The organism is Methanobacterium veterum (assembly GCF_000745485.1).
Lineage (GTDB): Archaea > Methanobacteriota > Methanobacteria > Methanobacteriales > Methanobacteriaceae > Methanobacterium_D > Methanobacterium_D veterum.
Map to the genome: position 1 here is coordinate 68,842 of NZ_JQJK01000014.1, position 23,715 is coordinate 92,556.

Genomic DNA, 23,715 nt, shown 5'->3' on the forward strand with positions numbered 1-23,715 from the left:
AGTTTTACTAAAATGATTTTTCATAATTTAAAATTAGTTAATTCTAATTTTAAGTTTGTTAAATGGAGTTATGCTAATTTAAATCAAAATTTGTATGGATGTTATATAAACATTGCTGATGTATTGTAATAAATATAATAGATTCCCAACCATGGTTTAAAAATAAGAATTTAGGGGCTGAAGATTTATTCGTACAGCACAGCACTGCCGGTAGCTGTTACTATTACTGTACTCCCTTTGATCCCACCAACGCTTCTATAATCGATATTAACGCCTAAAATACCATTTGCACCCAGTTTTTTTGCTTCACTTTCCAGGTTTTGCAGTGCATTATTTCTTACAAGTCCTATTTTATATTCTATATTTGAACCATTTTTTGAGGCAATTTTTTCTAAACGTGATGAATTCTCATCTTTTTCTTCTTTTAAGATGGCTTCTCCTGTAATTAAGCCCAACTCTTTGACTATTTTTTTTCCATTGAGATTAGTTGTGGTTGCAAACAAAAGATCTAACTGCGGTAAATCTGCAGTTTTAGGAGTTTCTATTTCTTCTATTTCTTTCCCAAGTAGTTTTGAGATTAAATTACCTACTAATCCTATAACATAGGTTATAGTCCCGAGGAAAACAACAAACAAAAGGTAATTCACGAGTATTGGAACAGCAGCCTGTATGGTAAGTGCAATGCCTCCTAATGTGAATAAATTAAGGGTTATTGGATTTTTAGGGAAGAACCAGCCGTATATATTGATGATTATGAATATTAAAAGGGCGCTGATAGCTCCAGTGCTCCTGCCGTACTTTTTTTGAGCTACATATGCCTCGCTGAACCCTGCAATTAAAGGAGATATTATAAACATGATGTTAAATCCGAAAATAACTAAATTTGCGTATACGCAAATAACGGCAGATATGAACCCGAGTGTGGTCCCTATAATTACTGCAAGAATTCCCCATCTTTTGGCTATGATGCTGTTTCTTAGTGAAATTAACAAGAAGTATCACCCTTGATAATTATTCATAGTGCACTGCTGTACCGTACATGGTGACAAGGATAGTGTTTCCCATAGTTCCTCCGAGGTTATGGTAGGCTATTTGAACACCCAGTATGGCATTTGCGCCAAGTTTTTCTGCTTTTTCCTGCATACTTGACAATGCTAATTCCCGTGCTTTTTTTAATTCCTCTTCGTAAGCTGAGGTTCTCCCACCGACAACATCTCTAACGCCTGAAAAAAGGTCTTTATACACGTTTGCACCTAAGAGTGCTTCTCCAGTTACTAGACCAAAGTATTCGCTTATTTTCTTCCCTTCAATATGGGGTGTGTTTAAAATCAGCATTTTTAATCTTCCTTTTAATATATAAACACTAATATCTTCTATAGACTATGGATGGAATTATTTATAAATGTTTTGGCAAAAAAGAAAAATTACTATCTAATAAAAAGAAAAAAGTAAAGAAAGAAACGCTACATTCGTCTTTCCATACGTCTTAAAATTACTTTATCGCCTATGGCATCAACCATGTCCATAGAAATAACTCTTTCTTCACCCATACCTAGTTTTCCTGAGATAGTGCCTTCTTTTGCTATAATGCCTGTCACCATTTTGTTTGTTACATCTATTTCTAAATCATCAACTACGCCGACTGTATCTCCGTTTGAATCAACAATATCCTTTCCAGATAAATCTTTTGCATGCATTCTATCACCTTTGTTTTTTAAATCAAGCCCAAGATTAAAATTATCTTTGAACTTGGCAATGGCCGGAAGATAACTCTGCCTGGTGGGGCCATTACAATAGTATAATTAAATCAGGCGTTAATACATTTTATAAAATAAATATTATATAATTTGCTATTTTGTAATTTCAAGCTGGTTTGAAATCCAAGCTATTTAGAAGTAGAAAAATTTGATAAAGATATATGATTTTAAAAGGGAATTGAGGGAGAATGTTGCACAACTGAAATTATTTATTTTAACTAACAGCCCAGATCATCACGCCGTATGGATCTATTATTTTACCCTCTTTATGTAAAAGCTTGAATTTACTTAAAGCTGCACCCTTTGTAAGATATAATCTTGTAAACATGGAATCTTCAAGTTCTTTATTTAACATAACAGCAAGATAAATATTATTTTCTTTTACTAAGATTATACTAAATGAGCTAGAATTAGAAACGATCTTATTCATTGAGACATTACCGTTTTGAACCATAATTAACTTATGAGGCTCCAGTATGTGTATCTGGTTATTTTGCTCATATTGAAAGCCTGCAACTACTTTTGATCCGTTTATCTGTGCAACAATACCGTTTTGAGCTGAAATTACTGTTGTGCCATTAACCTGCCTGGAAGCCGCTTGTTGAGCAGAATAACTGTAGCCTTTTCCTGTGTTATTTTGGAAGTTCCAGCTCCCAAAGTAGGACCACCAGTATGATTTTGAAAGGAGGTACATGTTATTTAATAACAGGACATGTGGTGATGGTTTAGCTGGATGAGTGTATTTTAGCACATTTTGGGCTTGATCAGGAGTTAAGTTATAATCTTTTGTGAGTATATCTTGGGCAGCCGGTTTATCAGCAGGTAAAATTTTATCCAGTATTTCAACACTTTTACCTGTATTTCCTGTATAATTTTCAAGGGTTAAATAGCCATCATCACCACTTGAAGTCAGCATTCTGAGTATTCCTGCAGATAAATTCTCATTATTTGTTAGCAGTGCCTTTCCAACCCAGTAGGCACGAGGTGTGTTTTGAGACCCCCCATCAAAGGTAACAGGCCTATCTGCCACTGCAGTAAAAAAGTGGCCGAAGTCCCACCATGAAGTTATAACTGTATTTTGGGGTGTGTTACCTTTAATCCACGTTAGTGAATTGTACATTGAATCATCAACATTGGGATATATTGAATTTGAAAATATATATGCTGAAGATAGGGGAGCATATGCTACAAGTGCAATTAATATCAGGGCGGCTATTGTACAGTACCTCTTATTTTGAATATTTTTTGCAAAATAAGGCGTCATTAATCCTACAAACACTCCTGCACCTAATGTTATTGGTATTGAGAATTGTTCAATGAATCTTGACCCCTGTGTTAAAGCAAAACCCATGATCAAAATCCAGATTGTAAACAAAATTGCATATAATAAATAATTCTTTTTATTTTTAATTAAATGGGGATTTACTGTATTCTTTTTCTCTGTACTATTTTCGTTTATTTTTATTTTTTTCTGGGTATTTCTTTTATTTTTAGGGATGTTTTCCACTTTTTTAGCTTTCTCTGGTTTTAATTTCCATATAAGCCATGGAATGCTTAAAATGCCGAATATGAATGGTATGATACCGCCTAATTTTCCTAGAATTTCTGTAATGGTTGGTATTTTAAGTTCATCCACGGATACGTATACGTTTGGATAACTGGTAATTTGGAGAGATGTATGTAGCTGTGAATTACCAGCAGATCTTGTCAAAGTATCTATAAGTCCGGGAAGCCCAAAATAAACACTTAATAATGTAATGCTTAAAATTACAAACGTAATTAATGAAAAGAGTGCGGGCTGACGCATAATATATTTGACTTTATCGAAATAGTAATTAAATGATTTAATGTTTTCCATTTCAAACATGTAATTTGAAATCAGGAGATATACAAAGGCTGTCCCAACTAGCAAATAGAAAATGTACCACCAACCTTCCCAGGCCATAGAATAAACAAGCAGAAAAACCGCTGATAATGATACATAGGCTGATCTGGTTTTAATATTACTTTCAGTGATACTTGCAGTAAAAAATCCTACAATTAAGATTGGAAAGAGCATGTTGAACATGTCAGTATCAAAGAATCCTGCAAATGTGTGGGTAAAATATGCTGGGACTGTACCAACTAAAATTCCTGCAGCTATCCCCCCATACTCATTGGTAAGTTTCCTTACAAATAGGTATGCTGGGACAACGGCTAATGATGCTATAAATGGCGCTAACCAGATAGCAATCTCATTTAAAGGTGCATTTACGAATGAATTAACTAATTCATAAATAAATACTGTAATATAAACAATCAGCGGGGGATATGCTGCGGGCCTACCTGAAGGATAATAAGAGTGCAGGTCCCAGGGACTGCCTCCCAGTACTGTGTCACCTAGATAATTGTGATCGAGATAATCGTATGTCATCCTGTAGTTGTAATATGAGTCCATTTCACTGAAATATGGAAGCCCATTTTGATCCTGGAAATTGGGCTTTACTTCTCCAGATACTCCAGGTAAATAAGCTGATTGTATTCTAAGGGAAAATGCAAGTATAAATACCAAAATTATAATTATTAAAGGCTTAAATTTGGATAAATTCCATCTTATATTCATATATTATCCCTTATTGTTCTATTACATATTATTTTAATAATTAATATTAATAATTTGCCCTAAAAATATTTAAATGTTTGCTTATAGCGTTACTGCTGTTAAAATTATCAATTAGGCAACCTAGACTAGTTCTAGGGTACAAAATCAAAGAAAGGTATCTAGATTAAAATTTAGCCAGTACTAAAATTTAGGGTGTAATAAAATCTCATTACATCTGCTGGTTAAAAACATTTGAAAAGACTTAAATACTTAAAAAAGACGATTAAGTTCTATGAAAGTAGCAAACTTAATTGTATATTTATGTGCGGTTGTAATGATAATTCTCGGAGTTTACAGCTTTGTTTACCTTAAAGATATTTATTCTGGAGTAATATGGCCTGTATTTGGTATAATTATTGCTATTTTAGGTTACATAAGGCTCAAATAAAATCTTAAAAAAAATATTTTTTTTATTTTTGATTTGGAATAACTAGAAAAATATGATTTTATAGCACTGCTTTTTGTAATTTTCAATAAATTGAAATTTATTTATTATCTGTAAGCATGAGGGTTATATACAAGTCTTCTAAATCCTAAAATTTTAAATACATGCCTTTTTATAACGATTTCACGTTTTCCAAGGATGATTTTACGTATTAAGTCTCCAAGGCCCCCTCCAGTAAGAACATCCATAATATAATCTCCAAAATATGGATTTTTTATGCCTAGTTTCTCCTCTAAAAAGATGTTTAGATTCTTTCTTCTTATAAATGCTATAACAAATAATGTAACGATAAATAAGGCTAATGCTCCTAAAAAACTCCCAATTGAATATCCTATACTGGAAATACTGCCGTAGACTCCACCTAAAACGGCATAAGCAATTCCAAGTGCTACAGCAAATGAGTGATTTCCAATTTCGCCCATCATGATCTTTCCTTTATAATCAAGCGGGGCGTAGCCAATACACGCTGCCAGAACAACCAGAGGAATATAAATGGATAATCCCGCAGGCACTGCTAAAATAAGCGCAGGAATGCACATAATAATCACAGTAGAACATGCAGCTCCTGGCTGCATATCTGCAATATTTAAAGGCTGAATCATAAGTGCAATCAAGATTGAAGCGGGTCCAACATAAAAAAATCCAATTACAGCTACAGCAAGCATCCCTATGCCTCTTGAAAGCTGACCTATCTCGAACGGCAGTCTTTTAGTTTTTTTCCTTCCAATTAAATCATCTAAAAATGCAAAAATCCCAATTAAAGCTACAAGATAACTGTAATTTAAAGGTAAAAATAACAATATAACTATGAATGGTGCAATTCCAACAGCACGAGGTGTTCCTCCCCTAACACTGGTATATAAACTACTGCCGCTTTTTTTAATTATCCAGCTAAACAGCAGTGTTAAAATAGCAGATATTATGAATGCTAGAATGATCTCAGTATACATTGGTTCACCTGTATTAAAAATTAGGGATGGAGCTATATTAAATTTGTTAATGTTCTAATTTACGCATATTTGTTTAATAAAAAACTATGGGCTTTGAATGCAAAAAATTTAAAGAAATTGTAAATTTACAATTTGTCCAGTATATCAATAAACTGGCATGCATCAGAATATTTTTTTTCATATGAATCCTTTTTATAAGTCTCATACACTATAGCAGGAATTCCTTTGCGTGCTATGGGCTTTGTAACGTATGATGGACTTGATCCACCTGGAGAATAAATTTCTAAAAATGACATATTTTTGGTGATACTGGTTAAGTAATTATGAGTTTCATTATCCTTAGAGATGGGATATATAAACCGGTTGTACCTGTAACCTACAGATTCTCCTAAATCTTCGTGTATATCTACAGCGATCTGGGGTTTGATTTTAATTACATCGGGGACTACAAATTTATTTGCCAGTAACTGCCCGTTCATTCTACCTGTATCAAAATTCAGCGCGTTTTTTGTGACATGGATCCTGTAAAGGATATATTTTTTAGATAAATTTTTTGACTTGTCTTTTACTGCAGCTGCAGTAGCATTGTGAAATCCAGATTCACGGGGATGAACACCTGTAATTATTACTACAGTTTCATTGGAGCTCTGGTTTCCATAAATTTCTTTTTCCACATAACCATAACTTGTATTTCCTATAACCTCTCCAGTGGTCTTATTATCTGAGAAAATGTTAATAGATGCTTTATTCAAATCTAATCCTATAAGTAATGAGGCTAAAATGATAAATATGATAATTAGACTAATTCTGGTTATTTTTTTTATTAATACTCCTCCAAAATGTTAAAGTGTTTCCTTTATTCGATATATCTTAAAAACTTTGCTCATGTCGGGAGTATTGTGCAAATAGTACTATTAAGTTAAGTATGTAATTTTTGATTAAATAAATGGAATTTTTTAAAACAAGTTCAATTTAAATTACCAGTTAACATGTTAATGAAGTAGAAACCATGCAAATGATAATAGACATGTAAAAATCTCTCAAGCCGAAGCCTGTGAAAATTGAAAATTTTCACATGTAGCAAAATCTACGATTTTGCTAACATTTTTCTCCAGCTTCGATTTGACGCCGTAGGAAACCCTCGTAGGATTTCAGGGCAGCAAATCAAAGCTGACAAATCTTTCGATTTGTCGCGTCAAAATTGCAAATTTTGACAGCTGTAAAAATGTTATGCATGCGAAAATCTTTCAAAATTCTACGAATTTTAGAAAATACAAGGTATTTTCTAACCTTTGGAAATCTGTCAAATCTTTGATTTGACGCCACAAAAATCAAAGATTTTTGTAGGCTTCGATTTCCAATGCTCAAACGCTTTGCGTTTGACAGTCCCAAAAATCTACGATTTTTGAGGATTTTGAATGCACAAAACCAAAGTTAGAAAAATGCAAAGCATTTTTCTACATAAAAAATTGGAGATTTTTTAAGGTTTTGTAAGCTTTGATTTTCACGGTGTCAAATTTTCAATTTTGACAACATTTTTTACGCATAAAAAATCAGAGATTTTTTAATGATTTTGTTATATTTCCTAGGCCCCGAACATGAAACATGCAAAAATCTATGATTTTTGCTGCATCAAACATAATATGTTTGACAGTGTTCGAGGGCATCGAAAATCTATGATTTTCGAATGCTTTGTTTTCGAAGGTTTTTGTGAATATGAGTGAAAAACTTTACTTTTGAATGATAAGATGGCCTGAAATGTTAATTTAATTTCAAATAAAACAAAAAAAGTTTATTATATTAATATTTACCTCAAACTATACCTTAAAATAGCCGCAATTCCACCTAATGCCTTCAGCTGTTTTCCGCCTTCATGTTCACTGCTTACTACAGTTACTTTGCCGCCGGTGCTTTCTGTAAGGTTCATAATACTTTCAGTATCTTCTTCACGCACCATTTCATCTAAAACAAGTAGCCTTTTTACTGCACCTGCATTAGCTGCATTTGTAACCTCATTTTTTCCATATGCCGCTAAATTAGATGATTTTCCAATTTCTTCCAGGACTTTTCCCATTAATCTCATTTCATGAGCTATTCGACCCTCAGTAGCCATTTGCTCGATTGTACCTTTTTTAAGGACCTCTCTTATTCCAACTCGTCCTCCAGTACCTGTATTTTCTACTGTAGCAATTTTGGCAAGTTCTGGATATTTCTGGCTTAAATAATCGTAAAAGTCACCTTTTCCAAATCCAGGCCCAGCAACAACTATGCCCTGAATATCTTCAAACCCAAGTAAAGTTTTCGCGACTTCATCAAAGAAATCAGTTATATTTTTCCCCCTATTTTTGGAGATAACTCTTTTTCCAGATATTCCTCCTATTATGGGCCCGTAGTATTCTATTCCATACTGCCTGATGATCCCAAGATCTGCAACATCTTCTTCAATGGCCACTATAATCGCTGATGGCTTTTTAGATGAGTCAACAGCATCTTTCAGCCTTTTTAGAACCCATCTTGACCACTTTTCCTTTGTTATCCTAACTGAATATTTAAGTTTCAAATCAAGTGTATGGTGAGTTCCAAGTGGAACCAGATCTTCAGGGCCCTGTTCTATTATTCCTGTTGCCCTTAATTTCCCGGTGTATTTATGAAAATTTATACTTTCTACCCTTATACCTATAAAAAATGTTTTTTTAATACCTCTATCACTTCTTAAACGTTCCCCTGTTGTATCCTGTATCCTTCGGGTAGTTTTAGATGATATTAAATCTCCTGGCTCTATAATATGTGATAAATGCCAGAGATCGTCTAATGTTTCAGGAATAATTTCAATTACTCCTCTTTTTGTATCTTGATGAACAATACGCATTTTCACACCATTTAAACTGTTATTTTAAGAATTAACCTTAATAAAATTAACTTTTTGAAAATTCTCTTCTTTAAATTATTTATCTCTTAAATTAAATATTATTTTAAATTTTTAATTTAAAACGATTTTTTTCTTTATAATCTCTTTTATTTCTATTATTTAATTTTAAAAGAAAAATAAATTTGGATTTTGTTATTATGGATTATGTTCTCTATTTTTATAGATCTTTTTTTAAGTTAATTTGGGTAAAAATTGAAAAATTAACCCGCAGAAATGGGTAAATCAATTATTTAATTGTAAAAATTATAATTCTTGATAATCCAATGTTTTTACTTGGAAATCATTTAAATAGCATATTTTAAAATTATATAATAATTATAATAGTATATTTATGAATATATGTAAGCTGTGCTGTGTATAAATAGCTATATAAACTATATTTGGAGGTATTAAATGAGTACAGAGTTAGAAAATAAAATAAAAGAAGCATTAAAAGATGTTAAACCATGGCAAAGAGTACCAACTAATGTTGAAGGAGTATTTCTGGTTAAAACACCTGCAAATGATAATAGGGAAACAATAATGGTAGAAATCAATCCATTAAATGAGAGAGGTACCTCCATGAAAAGAAAAGGCCTATTTTTAAAAAGCACCTCTGAGTTTGAAGGTTTTGGAAGTGTTTTTAAAAATGATAGAGTCCTGGACCTTTTGGACGCTATTGAAGGTATAGCTGGAGGAGCTAAGAAAAAAGAGATTAGGGCTATTGAAATATAATTATAATTTAAATTCAACTTTTTATTTTTATATTCAACTTTTAATTTACAATTTTAAGTCGCTAATGTCCAACGTGCATGAATTATACTTATTATGGGTTATTAAAAACATGTAATTCTGGATATTCTGCAGGGAATATAAATTACATTATTTTGCACAACCTCACGGGCATGCGTTTTGGTTATAATTTATCATAAAATAACAAATTTAATTGAATTTAATGGATTATAACATAATTGAAAGATTGTAGATATAATTTGTCTTGGATTTCAACTATTTAAGTAGATTTTAGTTTCTTGTTGCTCTAACAAAGCCCTGAAATTTAGTTAATGATTTATTGGTATTTCCCACCCTTTTTGTTCTATGATTTGAAAGAGACATTTTAATATGATTATTCAATTCACTTTTCTTGAATGGTTTAACTAAATATTCATAGGGCTCTATTATGGGAACATACTTTGCCACTTCACTGTAAGAATATGCTGTCAAGTAAATTATGGGGATATCTAATTTATCTTTTATCTGCTTTGCAGCTTCTATACCATTCATTTTCCCTTTTAAAATTATATCCATTAATATTAAGTCTGGTTTTAACTGGTTAGCACATTTGACCGCATCTTCGCCGGTGCTAACACTGTCCACTATGACATACTCTAGATCTAGCAATTTTTGTTCTAGAGCCATTGCAACGATGATTTCGTCCTCAACTATCAGAATTTTTTCATCTGACACTAAATGCCTCCTATAATCTAAGTTTTAGTACAATTTAAATCTTTTAATATTTGCTGCTGCGTAATGTATTTCTACCTTATTTACAGGTCTAAATCTTGTAAAATTTCATTAATCATAAATCTGGGGATAAACTGATTTTGCATTATAGTAAAAACAAAATCAACTAAAAATAAGAGATGTTGTTACTGTATTATTAAAGAATATATGTGGTCTTTTAACATTATCTAAAATTTCATTTTGATTTATATTAATTATTATTTTACTATTAAAATATAATTTGGAAATAAGTCTTTATACACCTTTATTTTTTAACATGATGCTTTTTAAGTTATTTTCACAGGTTATTATATATTGGGCATGTTCTTTGTGGGATATATCACACAGAAATTAGGGAATAATCCTAAATAAAAGATCTGTAAGAATTAATCCCAAAATTTTCACTAATTTAACTATTTTTTTATATAAGATAAGCATAAAAAAGAGTATAAAATAAATCTGATTATATTAAAAAAATGAATTGGAGATTTTTTCTTGAAGATTGCAGTAATTGGAGGCACAAGGGGATTAGGTGAGTGGATTGCTAGATTTTTAAAAAGCAAAGGGTTTGATATAACTGTAACTGGAAGAGATGAAATAGCTGGGGAAAGGGTTTCAAAAAAATTGGGAGTTGATTATACCTCAAGCAATACCAGCGCAGCATCACATGCAGATATAATTATAGTTTCAGTTCCTATAGATGTTACATCCTCTGCTATAAAAGAAGTAGCTCCAGTTATGAAAAAAGGCTCTTTAATTATGGATGTTACTTCTGTAAAAGAAGAACCTTCCCGAATTATGCAGGAATATGCTCCTCATGGTGTTGAAGTTTTACCAATTCATCCAATGTTTGGTCCAAGGATAAGATCATTAGATGGTCAAGTAATCGTAGTTACGCCTATTAATAAAGGTAAATGGTATGATAAAGTTTATAATTTCTTTAAAGAAGAAAACGCACGAATAATAGTTACAACTCCTGAGATACATGACCAAATGATGAGCGTTGTGCAGGGTCTGACTCATTTAGCTTATATAAGTATTGCAGCGACCATAGAAAAGCTGGATGTAGATATTAAAGAATCTCGAAATTTTGCAAGCCCAATATATGATCTTATGGTTGATATGATTGCAAGGATTGTGGCTCAAAATCCTTACCTTTACTATTCTATACAAACCCATAATAAGTATACTAAAAAAACACATGAAACATTTATTTCCATTTATAAAGAGCTTAATGAAATGATTTCAAGTGGAAATGAGGAAGGGTTCGTGAAAGTTATGGGATCTGCTGCAAAACATATGGATGACCTGGAAGCCGCACTTGGAAGGTCAGATAAAGCAATATCTGCCTTAACCGAGGAAGTAAATATCCTTAAAGGGTCTGTAGGTAAAGAAGTAGGTTTAAGGCATATATACTCTGGAAAAGTACATATTGGAATTTTAAAAGATTTATCCCCTGATTTTTTAACTTTGGATATCGATGGCAAAAAAACAAAGCTGAAATTATCTAATGTTGAAATTTTAAGTGATAAAGAAATGTACGACCTGAAAGTTGAAAATTACCCTCATAAAACTTACTATGTTTCTGCGGTATTTCCAGAAAACTGCAGTCCAGATATCATTGTAAATACGATTGAGGACTTAAAAGGGGTTATTGATGCTTCAGTTGATGATATGTATCGGGGAAGTCAAATACCGTCTGGAAAGATAAGCATTACCATTAAATATGAAGTTATAAACCCTGATGCCCGCTTTGATGTTGAGAATCTCTTGAAAGGGTTTGGTGCTGTTATAAGGTGAGTCAGATTTAAATGGATTTATTTTAATATTAATGTCAGGGATTTGTGCAAATGGTGTATGTGCATCGTTGAAACTATATGTTTGAGATAATTACTATTTAACAGGAAGTAGTTCATGCACATGTCATATAATATATTTTAATATTTTATTTAAGTGGATAACTTGAAATGATGTTCTTTATTGAATATTTTGGCTGTTTGCTTGATAAATGAATTAATCCGCAATAAATTATTATAATAACAAATATAAAATATTTAATAATGATTTTTAGGTTAATTCAAATAGTTTTGCCCAATGATAAAAAAGAACAGAGTGAAAGAATAATAAAAGAAATGGACATAATGGATTATTCTTATTCTGTATTTTCTAAAACTCATTTAAAATTTGATATTATTGTTAAAATGGACAGATCTGAAGAATTACTGGAAATATTTCAAAAAGAGTTTTATGGGCTTGATGGTTTTAGAATAATAATAATTCCAATAGAAACTTATATTCCCTTTCCTGAAGAAGAACCTGATATTGAAATGTCAGAAGCGAAAATACAATCTGAAAGGATCAGTAGGGAAGAGATATATGCACGTGTTTCTGAAATGAGCCAGCTCACCAGGGTATACATGATCCTTGTTGCAGCATCCGCTTTTGTTGCATCTATTGGGCTTTTAAATGATGATGTGGCAGTAATAATTGGTGCGATGATCATAGCTCCACTTTTAGGTCTGAATATAGGTTTATCTTTAGCGACTGTTATGGGAAATAGGAAATTTATTGTTAGATCTGTTAAAACTAATTTAATAGGGTTTTTAATTGCAACTGCTGTTTCTGTAGCAGTTGGAATGATTTTTGCAGTTAACCCTCAGAATCCTTCCATAATCTTGAGAACTGATATTGGGAGGGGCAGTTTTTTTCTTGCTTTGGCATCAGGACTTGCAGGATCTTTAGCTTTAACTACAGGGTTAACAAGTGCTTTGGTGGGAGTGATGATTGCAGTGGCACTTATGCCTCCAATTGCTGCATTTGGCCTTCTTATGGGATCTGGGAATTTTTATCTGGCATTTGGTGCATTTTTGCTGTTTTTAGTTAATTTAATCAGCATTAACCTTGCGGCAACTGTTTCATTTATGGCACAAGATATTAAACCAATTGAAGCGGAAGAATCTAGGAAAGCTAAAATAATTGCTAAAAAATCGATTATGTTATTGGCGTCAATTTTAATTATTTTATTTGCATTAATAAGGTTTCATATAATTTATTGAGAGAAAATGAAAAAGTATTGTATTAAATGTATTTGTTCATAATGCTGTAGTTATTTATATTCATGCTATGAAATTATATGAAAAATTTAATTATTTTTAATAATATAATTATAATCAGCGTATCTGGTGGATTTTATGGCCTATCGATTGATTATAGTTGTTATACCTGAATATGGAATTTTGAAGGAAATCAAAAATATATTAAAGGGATATGATGTGCTTAACTACTGGGATGTTCAGTCTTCTGATGAACAGATAGTTGTTAATGTAATTATAAGGAGGGAAAAAACAGAATCTTTAATTAACCTTTTACAAAAGAAGTTTTCAAATTTAAAAGGTTTTAGGGTAAGTTTAGTCCCTGTAGAAGCTTCACTTCCAGTACCTGAACCTATTGGGAGGGTAGTGTCAAAATATGGAGAGCCTCCTGATAAAGGTGATAGCACCCTTGAAGAATTGACAGACCGTTTGGACCCACGAGAACTTGTAGATAGGTTGAGCCGCCATGAAATATATTCGAATATATCTGATCTTGCCAGGTTATCCAGGGTTTACATTCTTATGGTAATTTTATCATCTATTGTTGCAACTATCGGTGTTTTAAATAATAATGTTGCAGTTATAATTGGGGCTATGGTAATTGCACCTTTTTTAGGGCCAAATATGGCTTTATCACTTGCAACCATATTGGGAGACGCAAAATTAGCTGTAGAATCAATTAAAACTAACTATTTTGGGCTTTTTGTAGTTTTTATTCTATCTTCATTTTTAGGGTTAATTTTTACAGTTAATCCTAGTGTTCCAGAAATTGCACTACGGGCTAAAACTAATTTGGGGAGTATAACTCTGGCTTTTGCATCGGGTATTGCAGGGGCATTGGCATTTACCTCAGGTTTCAATACAACTTTAATTGGGGTAATGGTTGCAGTGGCATTGCTCCCCCCACTTGTAACCTGTGGATTATTGTTTGGCTCTGGACATTTTTCTCTGGCATTAGGTGCATTTCTATTATTTTTTATAAACCTGGTCAGCGTTAATTTGGCTGGTGTTGTAACATTTAAAGCTCAAAAAATCAGGCCTATCCGTCCTGAAATGATAAGCAGGGCTAAAAAGATGACACATATCGCGTTGATACTGTGGACTTCCTTACTTTCTATATTTATAATTTTAATTCTTATTTACAGGGGAATATTCGGCGTGTTATTGCTGGGATGATTTGTGTTGCAATATTGAGCTTGGATTTGCCCTTTTAACCATTTCCAAGCAGAATCTATATTTTATGAATAAAAAAATCGCGCTTCTTTGGAATAAAAAGGATTTGCAAGTATTGTTATCCACTTTTCCCAGGTTTTATCTCCTACAATGGACATTTTATCTATTTATCGCGGTACGGCTAAAGTTTATATCAGCCACCCATGCGCCTGTATCTTCCCATTTGAACTGCCTCAAATCTAAAAGTAATGAGATTGATCATTCTTCATCTACAAGTGCTTGAACTTCTGGAACTAATATATTATAATCTGCTTTAGTAACAGTGCCTATTGCTTTGAAACCCAGTACTTTACCTTCACTTTCGTTCATTTTTTCTCCCATTTTCCAGAGCTATCTTTCTTGTATTCATTTTTTACTGCGGCCCATGCAACTTTATGGGAAGTTTGCTCTCTTGATTCGTTCCCTCTGCGTTCTTTTGGTTCTTTATATTGATCCCATGCATTGTTAAATGCTTTCAAATAAATTTCTTTGGCGTGTTCTGGCAAATTTTCCTTCACCTGTGCGGGTAAATCTTCTTTGTTTTTATATGGCAGAATACCAACCTCCTTTTTTTAAAGTTTTGACTACTAGTACTTTCATTTTAATGAATATTAATTATTTCTAAGAAAGTAATATTTTTAAAGTATGAACTTCAAAAGTGTAACCCAAACATGAAAAGTGAATTTTAAAAGATATCTGCACGAATTTTTAGTTTATAATGTAACTTGTGTCATTTAACAGTTATCTTATAATTAGGATAACCAATTGAAAAAGGGTTGAGAAAAATCTGCCAAATCTTAAAAATCGGAGCTTTAAGGTTTGAAGCATACAAAAACTGCGTTTTTGAAATGCTCTGATTTTTTGAACCCAAAATAAAAAATTTTAGAGGTTGTTAAAAATTCATTCTGAATTTTGTAACCCCAAAATAAAAAATTTTAGAGGTTGAAGGAAATACTACGTTATTTCCGAAACCCCCAAAATAAAAAAAGAGGTGATAACATGGCACGTCGTGGTGGAACTCGTCGTGGTGGAATAACTTCAGAAATAGAAAAATCTGACAAAATTGAAAATTTTGTCGCGTCAAAAATCTCTGATTTTTGACAGCCTTAAAAGGCATAAATTTCCCTGCAGATAAACAAGATTTAGTTCAGCAAGCTAAAAAGAACAATGCAAGTCAAAATGTTGTGCATGCTATACAGAATTTACCTGAAGATAGGTTTAATTCTCCTACAGATGTAGCTAAGGCATGGGGTGAAGAAAGAAGGGGAATGTAGTTATTTTAATAATTTCTTTTTTTTTTAAATAATCTGATTTCTAGTGGATCCACGGTAAAATTAAAATAAGCCCAGAATATAATAACGCTCCTGTAAAAAAAGATATGGGTTTGCCGGTTCCCACGCTGGGTACTTCATCTTTAATTACATTGAATAAAACTGCACCTGCAATAAATGCTAGCAGTACATAGGCCTCTGATGTTCGTTCTGGAAATAATATTGATAAAGACCATCCCAGTATGGGCATTAGTGCCAGTAAATAACGCCCGTATTTTACGTAAAGTGCACCATAGTGTTCTTCCATAGATCGGTCTGAAATAAAAAAGTGGAGTGAAAGTGCTATTGTATAAACTGCAACCCCAAGGCCTGTGGTTAAAATCTCAAATCGCAGGGAATAACATATTATAAGGCTTACAACTGCAGTTAAACTTATATGAAGCAAAAACACGTTTTTAGAAGCATTTGTTTCTTTTAGGGATTTTGTTGTTTGCTGGGCTTTGTTGCCCCTTGATTTTAATGCCAGATATTCCAGTATAAAGAACACTAAAAATCCAATAAATGCCACTCCAAAAATTGCTTTTTCCAGAAATATCATTATTATGGGAGTATTACCAAGAATAGCATGGAGATGCGGGTCTGCATTTTCAATTAGGGGTAATAAATCTAAAAATACATATGCAGAGGCTACTCCTCCCGAAAAAGATAGTATTTTCTTTTTATAACGTTTTGAAAACCCGTAAATTTTGTGGGAACTTAAATGAACAAATACAAAAATCAATGATATTATCAATGCAAATATAATTACAGTGGATTCTGGCATGTTAGGCACCTGATTTTAACCATTCCCAAAAATAAAAGTTTAAGTGATGAATTATTGTTATATATCTGTGGAGCTATGAAAGTAAAATTTATGTGGATTTAACCTAATATGCTGTAGATTGGTTTGTAAAAGGACTATCTTGTGAAATTAAATTTAAATACTTAATTACCAAACGCCAAGTAATTTGAGTATTATTATAATGACTATTATAACTATTAGCCAGTATAATATCGAATATTGCCCTCTATCATCCATTTTTAATCACCTTCTATTATTTAGGCCGACATACAATACAAATACTTAATTTTTTTAAACTTTATCTGGAAAGAGATCCTCTTAAAACTATTTTATCTCCCACGGAGTCAACATTAGTGTATGAAACGACTTTTTTATCTCCAAGTCCCATTTTGGTTGCATCTCCTCCTTCCGTAATGACTATAGATTCAACTTTATCAGATTCGGGGTTCCGTTTTACGTCGCTTATCTTCCCAATTCTATTTCCAGAATTATCCACAACTTCTTTTCCTTTTAATTCCTCAGAAATTTTCATATTATCACCTTTTAGCACTGTTTGAATAGGGTCATTGTGGCTTTTTAGGCTATTATTATTATAAATTTCAAAACTATTATTACTTTCTGTCCAGAAATTTTAATATATAAATGTTTGATTATAATCCAGAAATAGTGATAATGACCTGCTACTGAAATAAAATGGCCGTTTAATTTTATAGTATATTAAAATTGGCCATTTATTATTCATTATTTAATAACTTAACTTAAATTAGCGTTAATAATATTTAGTTTATTGGATTAAAAATGAATTAGATTAATATAAAATTAAATAATTAAATTCATTTTTTTCATTAATAATCTGTTTGGTATTCATAAAGATAGACTTTAAATCATTATATTTTAATAATAATATTAACATAATTAATAAAGTAAATATATTGAGAAATGTTAAAATGGAGGATAAAAGTGTATAGAAAAACAAATAGGGGACTTCTGGCATTGATTATAATTATAATCATTATAATCGTGGCCGGTGTATATCTTTATTATGCACAGAGTTCAAATCCAAATGTACAAACAGGTATGAATAATTCAACCAATCAAAGTATGGGAAATAACACTTCTATGGCAAATAACAGTACAAATATGACTTCTGCTGCAACCACAATTTCTATCCAGAATATGGCATTTAATCCTAATAAGATTACAGTAAAGTCAGGTACTAATGTTCAATGGATAAATAATGATAACACACAGCATCAAATAGTGAGCGATAGTGGAGCATTTCAAAGTAATACATTAAATCCTGGCGATAGTTATAACTTCTTCTTCGATAAAACTGGTATTTATGGCTATCATGATGCATTAAACTCTACCATAACTGGAACTATAGTAGTTCAGTGAAAATAAATAATTAATCTGTTAAGATTACCATTTTATTTATTTTTTTATAACTTAAATATTAAGTATAAGTTTTGTCTTTAATTTAGGGGCCTAGCTATATACATCGACTCCTTCTCGGCTCAGAAGCTTGTAGAAGCGAACTTTTATGGCATCAATTATGAAAAATGCAGTTAAAGCCTCTGCCCAGATAATACCTGCTAAAAACCAGCCCATGGCAGGCAGCAGTATTCCATAAACTGTAATTAAGGTGGCTATTGTTTGTGTACCTACAATAGCTATAAATAGAGGCAGTGCAGGTTTGATTTCCCAGAAGTGGCCCTTTGTTCTGGCCATAAAAACAGTTAAATGACCTGCAACCGAAAGTTTAAGATAAATAAAAGATTGAAGAACTGGAAGAGATAATTTTAATACGTTAATTCCAAGATAAAGGACAAAAAATGATTCTATAACTCCTAAAACTCCAAGAAAAGTAGCTATGCTTAATATAATTCTTAAATCCCATTTTTCTGGCTTATTTGAATATTTTACATTATCGTAAGCGATTGTCATAATTGGTGCATCATTTAGCAGTGCTAGTAAAACGATCATCAAAGCGGTAATTGGGTAAAACTGGAATATGAGGATAGATAATGTAATGAAAAATAAAACCCTGATGGTTTCTGTTATCCTGTAAATAGAATAATTGTTCATCCTCTGGAAAATTTTGCGGCTTTGTTTTATGGAATCTATTATTACGGAAATTCCAGGTTGGGTAAAGACAATTGAAGCAGCTGATTTCGCAGCATCTGTTGCTCCTGCTACTGCAATTCCTACATTGGCTTTTTTAAGTGCAGGAGAGTCGTTAACACCATCTCCAGTCATACCTACAATATGTCATTTATCCTGAAGTAATTCAACTATATGATATTTATGTTCTGGGAAAACCTCTGCAAACCCGTCTGTTTCCTCAATAATTTTTTCTGCTTTTCTATCTGTTTTATCGACAAAGTCTTTAGGAATAATGATGTTAGTTCCAAGATTAACCTCTCTAGAGATCTCTTTTGCAATTGCAATATGGTCTCCAGTCACCATCTTTACATTTACCCCCATTGATTCAGCTGTTTTTATGGTTTCTGCTGAATCTTCACGTGGAGAGTCATAAAGCCCAAAAAGACCTGCATACTGCCATTTTCCTGATTTATCAGTTATTGCAACTCCAAGTGCACGATATCCTTTTTCAGCGAATTTATCTACATATTCATTCATTTTCTCTGCGATTTTTTTATCTTCACCAGTAAGAGATAATATAACTTGAGTTGCACCTTTTGAAACTTTAAAATGTTTACTTTCGCTGGCTATTGAAGCTTCAGTGCGCTTTGAAACTGGATCAAATGGTTTGAATTTAATTATTTTGTATTCTTCAATAGGCTGTTCTTTAGTTTTGAAGAGTATTGCAACATCTATTGGATCCTTACTGTCTTGTGGTGATGCTATTTTGCCATAGAGAAGCACATAATCTTCTTTAAATCCATCAAATGTTTTTATTTCTCCAAGTTTTAATTCATTCTTGGTAATTGTACCTGTTTTATCGGCGCATAATACATCCACGCCTGCCATTTCTTCAATAGCTACCAGTTTGCTTACTATTGCTTCTTTTTTTTGCCAGAGCTACTGCGCCGACAGCCATTGTAACAGAAAGTACTGCAGGTAAAGCTATAGGTATTGATGCAACCACGAGGACAAGTGCAAACTGCAGTGTATCAAAAAGACTTTGATGTCGGAACAATGAAGCTATAAAAATGATTGCTACCATAATCGCAGCCAGTATAATTAAATAATCTCCAATTTTTATAACAGTTTTTTGAAGGAAACTTTTGGTTTCAGCGCTCAAAAATCTTTGATTTTTGGCGTCCCAAACACAAAGCATTCGAAAATTTTCAATTTTCGATGTCCTCAAAATCTTTGATTTTGGGACATGCAAAAAACCAAAAGTTTTTTGCGGTTGCGAAATGTAATTTCGCAAACATCACAATCAAAGATTGTGAATACGTCAAACACTTTGTGTTTGACCGTGTTTGAGGACTTTTTCTACTAACTGGGCAGTTTTACCAAAATAAGTGTTTAGTCCAGTTGCAGTTACAACTGCATTTGTTTCTCCCTGGCTTACAACTGAACCAGAATAAGCAATATCTGAAGATTTTTTATCTGCAGGGAGGGATTCCCCAGTTAAAGCAGATTCATCTGCAGAAATACTGTCCATTATTTTTGAATCTGCAGGGATAATGTCTCCGGAACCAATATGTATAATATCGCCAGGAACAAGTTCTTTGGCAGATATTTCCTGCCATTTGCCATCACGCAGTACCCTTGCTTTTAATGCCAATTTTTCTTTAAGTAGTTCAATAGCATTACTTGCTTTATGCTCCTGCCAGAATCCTACAACGGCATTTAAAGCCAGCAGTGTAGATATTATCCCAAAATCTGCCAAATGTTGAATTAAAGCAGATAAAATAATTGCTACTTCTATAAGCCATGGCATTGGCCCCCAGAAATATTTAATGAATTTAACAATAGGGTTAATTTTTTTTTCAGAAATTTCATTGGGACCATACTCTTGGAACCTTTTTTGGGCTTCAGAGGATGAAATTCCCTTTTTACTGGAGTATAGTTTTTTAAATAATTCTTCAAATGAACTTTTTTTCGCTTCTTCTGCGCTTATAATTATTTTATCCATAATAATGCCTTTAAATTTGTTTATATGTATAAATAATGTCTGAATTATGGATATAATCAAGTTTAGGCGGATTTATAAATTAATATTATAAAATATGGATTTAAATCTTTATTTTATGTTTAAATTGAAGCAGTGGCCCATAATTTTTAAAGAAGTTAATTAAATTACATATGTTATTATTAACAATATAATATATGGTGCTTATTGTTAAAAAGAATGCACATATGATGCTTAAAACCAAAACATTTATATACTATAAATGACAACCTATTATAGTAACTCAAGTTAACTAAAATATAATTCATAGTTAAAATTAATTCTAATTAAATAAAATCAGTATTATCAAATAAAAAGAGGTAAAATATGGCTGATAAAGAAATGAAACTAAAAGTTGCAGAAGCAATTTCGCAGTCAGACGTTGGTAGATCAATTGCGAGAATTGACCCGGCATGTATGCAGGAACTAGGTCTTATAGATGGAGACATAGTAGAAATTGAAGGAAAGAAGATAACAGCAGCAATAGCAGCATCATCTCAATCAGACATTGGTTTAGGTATAATAAGGATTGATGGACACATAAGGAAAAATGTAGGCGCTTCAATCGGTGAAGAAATAACAGTAACACGTGCAGATACAAAGGATGCTGAAAAGGTAGTCTTAGCACCTGTAGATCAACAAATAATGGTCAAGGGAGATGTAAGAGCGGCATTTGCAGGAAGAGTTTTAACTAAAGGAGATATAATTGTATCTGGTTTTAGGCAACCAGCAACAGCTATGAGAGGAAGTCTTTTTGATGAGTTCTTCAGGGATGTAGGGATGAACATGTCTCCTATGGGGGAAATAAAACTTGCAGTAGTCTCAACAAAACCTAAGGGTGTAGTTAAAGTCACTCAAATGACTGACGTTGAAATTCAACCAAATCCTGTAGATGTCTCCAAGCTTGAAGGAGTTAAAAACATAGTAGATGTGACCTATGAAGATATAGGTGGCCTTAAAGACGAAGTTAAAAAAGTAAGGGAAATGATAGAGATCCCACTTAAAAGGCCGGAACTCTTTGAAAGACTGGGAATATCACCTCCTAAAGGTGTACTAATGCACGGTCCTCCTGGAACAGGTAAAACACTCCTTGCCAAGGCGGTTGCAAACGAAAGTGACGCTCACTTCATAACCATTAACGGGCCTGAGATCATGAGTAAATATGTAGGCGGATCTGAAGAAAGGCTCAGAGAAATATTTGAAGAAGCTGAAGAAAATTCCCCATCTATAATATTTATAGATGAACTCGATGCGATTGCACCAAAACGTGAGGAAGTTACAGGCGAAGTTGAGCGCAGGACAGTAGCACAGCTTTTAACCCTCATGGACGGCCTTAAATCAAGAGGACAGGTTGTTGTAATTGGTGCAACCAACAGAGTAGACTCCATTGACCAGGCACTCAGAAGACCTGGAAGATTCGACAGGGAAATTGAAATAGGAGTCCCTGATAAAGATGGAAGGCTGGAAGTACTTCAAATACACACAAGAGGAATGCCTTTAGATGAAGATGTTGACTTGGAGAAAATTGCAGAAGTTACACATGGATTTGTAGGTGCAGACTTAGAGTCCCTTGCTAAAGAATCTGCAATGAGAGTTTTAAGAAGGATCCTTCCAGAAATAAAAGCAGATGAGGAAATTCCAAAAGAAGTTCTTCAGAAAATGATCGTCAAAGAAGCTGACTTTAGAGCGGCTTTAAAAGAAATTCAACCATCTGCACTTAGAGAAGTCCTGGTACAGGTTCCTGATATCAAATGGGATGATATAGGTGGCCTTGAAAAAGCAAAACAGGAATTAAGAGAAGCTGTAGAATGGCCGCTTAAATATCCTGAGAAATTCGAAAAATTTGGAGTTAGACCACCTAAAGGTGTCCTTATCTACGGACCTCCTGGAACTGGTAAGACTTTACTTGCTAAGGCTGTTGCAAACGAAAGTGATTCCAACTTCATTGCAATAAAAGGTCCTGAGCTTCTATCTAAATGGGTTGGTGAATCTGAAAAAGGTGTAAGGGAAGTTTTCAGAAGGGCAAGGCAAACAGCTCCTACTGTTATATTCTTCGATGAAATAGATTCTATTGCATCCACAAGAAGCGGAGGAAGTACTGATTCTGGAGTTACCCAGAGGGTTGTAAACCAGCTTTTAACAGAAATTGACGGAATGGAAGAACTGCAGGATGTTGCAATTATCGCAGCTACAAACAGGATAGATATAATGGATCCGGCTTTACTTAGGCCTGGAAGATTTGATAGACACGTTAAAGTTGATGAACCAGATGAAGAAACAAGACTTGCAATATTCAAGGTCCATACTCAGGATATGCCAATTGCAGAAGATGTAGACTTGAAATATTTAGCTAAAAATACAGCAGGATATGTTGGTGCTGATATAGAGGCTGTATGCCGTGAAGCGGCCATGCTGACACTCAGACATGACATGGAATCTGAAGATATTAAAATGAAATACTTCAAAAAAGCTATGAAAAAAGTCAAAAAGGACGAAAAAGACGTTGAATTAGTGCAGTATCACTAATTCTGTTTATTGGGAAGTTATAAATTAATTTCCTCTTTATTTTTAAGTTTTAAAATGTAATTTATTTTAATTACACTCATTTCTGATGTGAAATTCAAAATGTTAATTTAAAGTTAATGGGAATTGTAATTAATATAATTAAAAAAAAATTCAAATAAGATTTACTTTAATCCAACCAGCATTACAATTTAATACAACACGTGATTTATGCACAAGATCATGGACATCATGAGCATTAAATTAATGTTTTTAAGATTTAACTGAATTATTTTAATTAAATAAAAAGTAGTTTTATAACCTTTATAAAAAGATTAATTTCTTATTTTGTGATTTAATATTAAAAAGTAGTTTTTTTATAGCCTTTTAAGATAAGTGAAAGACTAATTATTCTATGATTCAAAAAGAGTTTTGATATAACTTTT

At 32.7% G+C, this 23,715-nt stretch carries 21 protein-coding genes and 1 pseudogene; 8 read left to right on the forward strand and 14 right to left on the reverse strand.

Annotation, left to right across the window (positions count from 1 at the left end; translation table 11 throughout):
• Positions 1-185 precede the first annotated feature (185 nt).
• The 4 genes from EJ01_RS06295 to EJ01_RS06310 form a co-directional block, all read right to left on the reverse strand.
• Complete coding sequence (locus EJ01_RS06295) at positions 186-992, reverse strand: heavy metal-binding domain-containing protein (RefSeq protein WP_048081255.1); 807 nt, start codon at positions 990-992, stop codon at positions 186-188.
• A 19-nt stretch (positions 993-1,011) separates the two neighbouring features.
• Complete coding sequence (locus EJ01_RS06300) at positions 1,012-1,335, reverse strand: heavy metal-binding domain-containing protein (RefSeq protein ID WP_048081254.1); 324 nt, start codon at positions 1,333-1,335, stop codon at positions 1,012-1,014.
• A 128-nt stretch (positions 1,336-1,463) separates the two neighbouring features.
• Positions 1,464-1,697: a PRC-barrel domain-containing protein gene (locus EJ01_RS06305; protein WP_048081253.1), complete on the reverse strand. Its 234-nt coding sequence runs from the start codon at positions 1,695-1,697 to the stop codon at positions 1,464-1,466.
• Positions 1,698-1,971: 274 nt separating this feature from the next.
• Positions 1,972-4,359, reverse strand: coding sequence for an STT3 domain-containing protein (locus EJ01_RS06310; protein WP_048081252.1), 2,388 nt, complete (start codon positions 4,357-4,359; stop codon positions 1,972-1,974).
• 271 nt (positions 4,360-4,630) lie between these two features.
• On the opposite strand from EJ01_RS06310, the gene EJ01_RS17215 reads away from it, so the two are divergent.
• Complete coding sequence (locus tag EJ01_RS17215; RefSeq protein ID WP_157197579.1) at positions 4,631-4,786, forward strand: hypothetical protein; 156 nt, start codon at positions 4,631-4,633, stop codon at positions 4,784-4,786.
• Positions 4,787-4,890: 104 nt separating this feature from the next.
• Here EJ01_RS17215 and EJ01_RS06315 read toward each other — a convergent pair whose 3' ends face one another.
• The 3 genes from EJ01_RS06315 to EJ01_RS06325 form a co-directional block, all read right to left on the reverse strand.
• On the reverse strand, positions 4,891-5,793 hold the full coding sequence (locus EJ01_RS06315) for a cell wall biosynthesis protein (RefSeq protein ID WP_048081251.1): 903 nt from the start codon (positions 5,791-5,793) through the stop codon (positions 4,891-4,893).
• A 125-nt stretch (positions 5,794-5,918) separates the two neighbouring features.
• Positions 5,919-6,545, reverse strand: coding sequence for a hypothetical protein (locus EJ01_RS06320; RefSeq protein ID WP_048081250.1), 627 nt, complete (start codon positions 6,543-6,545; stop codon positions 5,919-5,921).
• 1,055 nt (positions 6,546-7,600) lie between these two features.
• Positions 7,601-8,662 (reverse strand): mRNA surveillance protein pelota, encoded by a 1,062-nt coding sequence (locus EJ01_RS06325; protein ID WP_048081249.1) that lies wholly within the window; start codon positions 8,660-8,662, stop codon positions 7,601-7,603.
• 453 nt (positions 8,663-9,115) lie between these two features.
• On the opposite strand from EJ01_RS06325, the gene EJ01_RS06330 reads away from it, so the two are divergent.
• Positions 9,116-9,436 (forward strand): hypothetical protein, encoded by a 321-nt coding sequence (locus EJ01_RS06330; protein WP_048081248.1) that lies wholly within the window; start codon positions 9,116-9,118, stop codon positions 9,434-9,436.
• A gap of 288 nt (positions 9,437-9,724) precedes the next feature.
• On the opposite strand, the gene EJ01_RS06335 is transcribed toward EJ01_RS06330, so the two are convergent.
• Positions 9,725-10,168, reverse strand: a complete 444-nt coding sequence (locus tag EJ01_RS06335) for a response regulator (protein WP_048081247.1) — start codon at positions 10,166-10,168, stop codon at positions 9,725-9,727.
• Between the two features lie 531 nt (positions 10,169-10,699).
• On the opposite strand from EJ01_RS06335, the gene EJ01_RS06340 reads away from it, so the two are divergent.
• The 3 genes from EJ01_RS06340 to EJ01_RS06350 all read left to right on the forward strand — a co-directional run bounded on the left by EJ01_RS06340 (position 10,700) and on the right by EJ01_RS06350 (position 14,472).
• Positions 10,700-12,004, forward strand: a complete 1,305-nt coding sequence (locus EJ01_RS06340) for a prephenate dehydrogenase (RefSeq protein WP_048081246.1) — start codon at positions 10,700-10,702, stop codon at positions 12,002-12,004.
• A gap of 260 nt (positions 12,005-12,264) precedes the next feature.
• Positions 12,265-13,260 (forward strand): TIGR00341 family protein, encoded by a 996-nt coding sequence (locus EJ01_RS06345; protein ID WP_048081245.1) that lies wholly within the window; start codon positions 12,265-12,267, stop codon positions 13,258-13,260.
• 135 nt (positions 13,261-13,395) lie between these two features.
• Positions 13,396-14,472: a TIGR00341 family protein gene (locus EJ01_RS06350; RefSeq protein WP_048081244.1), complete on the forward strand. Its 1,077-nt coding sequence runs from the start codon at positions 13,396-13,398 to the stop codon at positions 14,470-14,472.
• A gap of 362 nt (positions 14,473-14,834) precedes the next feature.
• Here the strand turns inward: EJ01_RS06350 and EJ01_RS06355 are convergent, their stop codons facing one another.
• A complete protein-coding gene (locus EJ01_RS06355) occupies positions 14,835-15,014 on the reverse strand; it encodes a ChaB family protein (protein ID WP_211253430.1) in 180 nt (59 codons plus the stop codon).
• A gap of 591 nt (positions 15,015-15,605) precedes the next feature.
• Between EJ01_RS06355 and EJ01_RS16915 the strand changes: the two genes are divergently transcribed.
• Positions 15,606-15,782 (forward strand): DUF2795 domain-containing protein, encoded by a 177-nt coding sequence (locus EJ01_RS16915; protein WP_084689163.1) that lies wholly within the window; start codon positions 15,606-15,608, stop codon positions 15,780-15,782.
• Positions 15,783-15,822: 40 nt separating this feature from the next.
• Here EJ01_RS16915 and EJ01_RS06360 read toward each other — a convergent pair whose 3' ends face one another.
• On the reverse strand, positions 15,823-16,602 hold the full coding sequence (locus EJ01_RS06360) for a hypothetical protein (RefSeq protein ID WP_048081242.1): 780 nt from the start codon (positions 16,600-16,602) through the stop codon (positions 15,823-15,825).
• Between the two features lie 316 nt (positions 16,603-16,918).
• A complete protein-coding gene (locus EJ01_RS06365) occupies positions 16,919-17,152 on the reverse strand; it encodes a PRC-barrel domain-containing protein (protein WP_048081241.1) in 234 nt (77 codons plus the stop codon).
• Positions 17,153-17,580: 428 nt separating this feature from the next.
• On the opposite strand from EJ01_RS06365, the gene EJ01_RS06370 reads away from it, so the two are divergent.
• A complete protein-coding gene (locus tag EJ01_RS06370) occupies positions 17,581-18,018 on the forward strand; it encodes a cupredoxin domain-containing protein (RefSeq protein WP_052375909.1) in 438 nt (145 codons plus the stop codon).
• A 90-nt stretch (positions 18,019-18,108) separates the two neighbouring features.
• On the opposite strand, the pseudogene EJ01_RS17795 reads toward EJ01_RS06370, so the two are convergent.
• The 3 genes and pseudogenes from EJ01_RS17795 to EJ01_RS16920 all read right to left on the reverse strand — a co-directional run bounded on the left by EJ01_RS17795 (position 18,109) and on the right by EJ01_RS16920 (position 20,731).
• Positions 18,109-19,614: pseudogene (locus EJ01_RS17795) on the reverse strand (plasma-membrane proton-efflux P-type ATPase).
• Positions 19,615-19,618: 4 nt separating this feature from the next.
• On the reverse strand, positions 19,619-19,924 hold the full coding sequence (locus tag EJ01_RS17675) for a P-type ATPase (RefSeq protein ID WP_211251425.1): 306 nt from the start codon (positions 19,922-19,924) through the stop codon (positions 19,619-19,621).
• A gap of 123 nt (positions 19,925-20,047) precedes the next feature.
• Positions 20,048-20,731, reverse strand: coding sequence for an HAD-IC family P-type ATPase (locus EJ01_RS16920; RefSeq protein WP_084689165.1), 684 nt, complete (start codon positions 20,729-20,731; stop codon positions 20,048-20,050).
• Between the two features lie 363 nt (positions 20,732-21,094).
• Here EJ01_RS16920 and EJ01_RS06380 point away from each other — a divergent pair, with 363 nt between their 5' ends.
• Positions 21,095-23,293: a CDC48 family AAA ATPase gene (locus tag EJ01_RS06380; protein WP_048081240.1), complete on the forward strand. Its 2,199-nt coding sequence runs from the start codon at positions 21,095-21,097 to the stop codon at positions 23,291-23,293.
• Positions 23,294-23,715: the final 422 nt, after the last annotated feature.

Excerpts from the sequence above, each read along its gene's own strand:
- EJ01_RS06300 (WP_048081254.1), bottom strand. The coding sequence starts at position 1,335 with ATGCTGATTTTAAACACACCCCATATTGAAGGGAAGAAAATAAGCGAA.
- EJ01_RS06305 (WP_048081253.1), bottom strand. The coding sequence starts at position 1,697 with ATGCATGCAAAAGATTTATCTGGAAAGGATATTGTTGATTCAAACGGA.
- EJ01_RS06310 (WP_048081252.1), bottom strand. The coding sequence starts at position 4,359 with ATGAATATAAGATGGAATTTATCCAAATTTAAGCCTTTAATAATTATA.
- EJ01_RS17215 (WP_157197579.1), top strand. The coding sequence starts at position 4,631 with ATGAAAGTAGCAAACTTAATTGTATATTTATGTGCGGTTGTAATGATA.
- EJ01_RS06315 (WP_048081251.1), bottom strand. The coding sequence starts at position 5,793 with ATGTATACTGAGATCATTCTAGCATTCATAATATCTGCTATTTTAACA.
- EJ01_RS06325 (WP_048081249.1), bottom strand. The coding sequence starts at position 8,662 with ATGCGTATTGTTCATCAAGATACAAAAAGAGGAGTAATTGAAATTATT.
- EJ01_RS06330 (WP_048081248.1), top strand. The coding sequence starts at position 9,116 with ATGAGTACAGAGTTAGAAAATAAAATAAAAGAAGCATTAAAAGATGTT.
- EJ01_RS06345 (WP_048081245.1), top strand. The coding sequence starts at position 12,265 with ATGATTTTTAGGTTAATTCAAATAGTTTTGCCCAATGATAAAAAAGAA.
- EJ01_RS06350 (WP_048081244.1), top strand. The coding sequence starts at position 13,396 with ATGGCCTATCGATTGATTATAGTTGTTATACCTGAATATGGAATTTTG.
- EJ01_RS06360 (WP_048081242.1), bottom strand. The coding sequence starts at position 16,602 with ATGCCAGAATCCACTGTAATTATATTTGCATTGATAATATCATTGATT.
- EJ01_RS06365 (WP_048081241.1), bottom strand. The coding sequence starts at position 17,152 with ATGAAAATTTCTGAGGAATTAAAAGGAAAAGAAGTTGTGGATAATTCT.
- EJ01_RS17675 (WP_211251425.1), bottom strand. The coding sequence starts at position 19,924 with ATGCTTTGTGTTTGGGACGCCAAAAATCAAAGATTTTTGAGCGCTGAA.
- EJ01_RS16920 (WP_084689165.1), bottom strand. The coding sequence starts at position 20,731 with ATGGATAAAATAATTATAAGCGCAGAAGAAGCGAAAAAAAGTTCATTT.
- EJ01_RS06380 (WP_048081240.1), top strand. The coding sequence starts at position 21,095 with ATGGCTGATAAAGAAATGAAACTAAAAGTTGCAGAAGCAATTTCGCAG.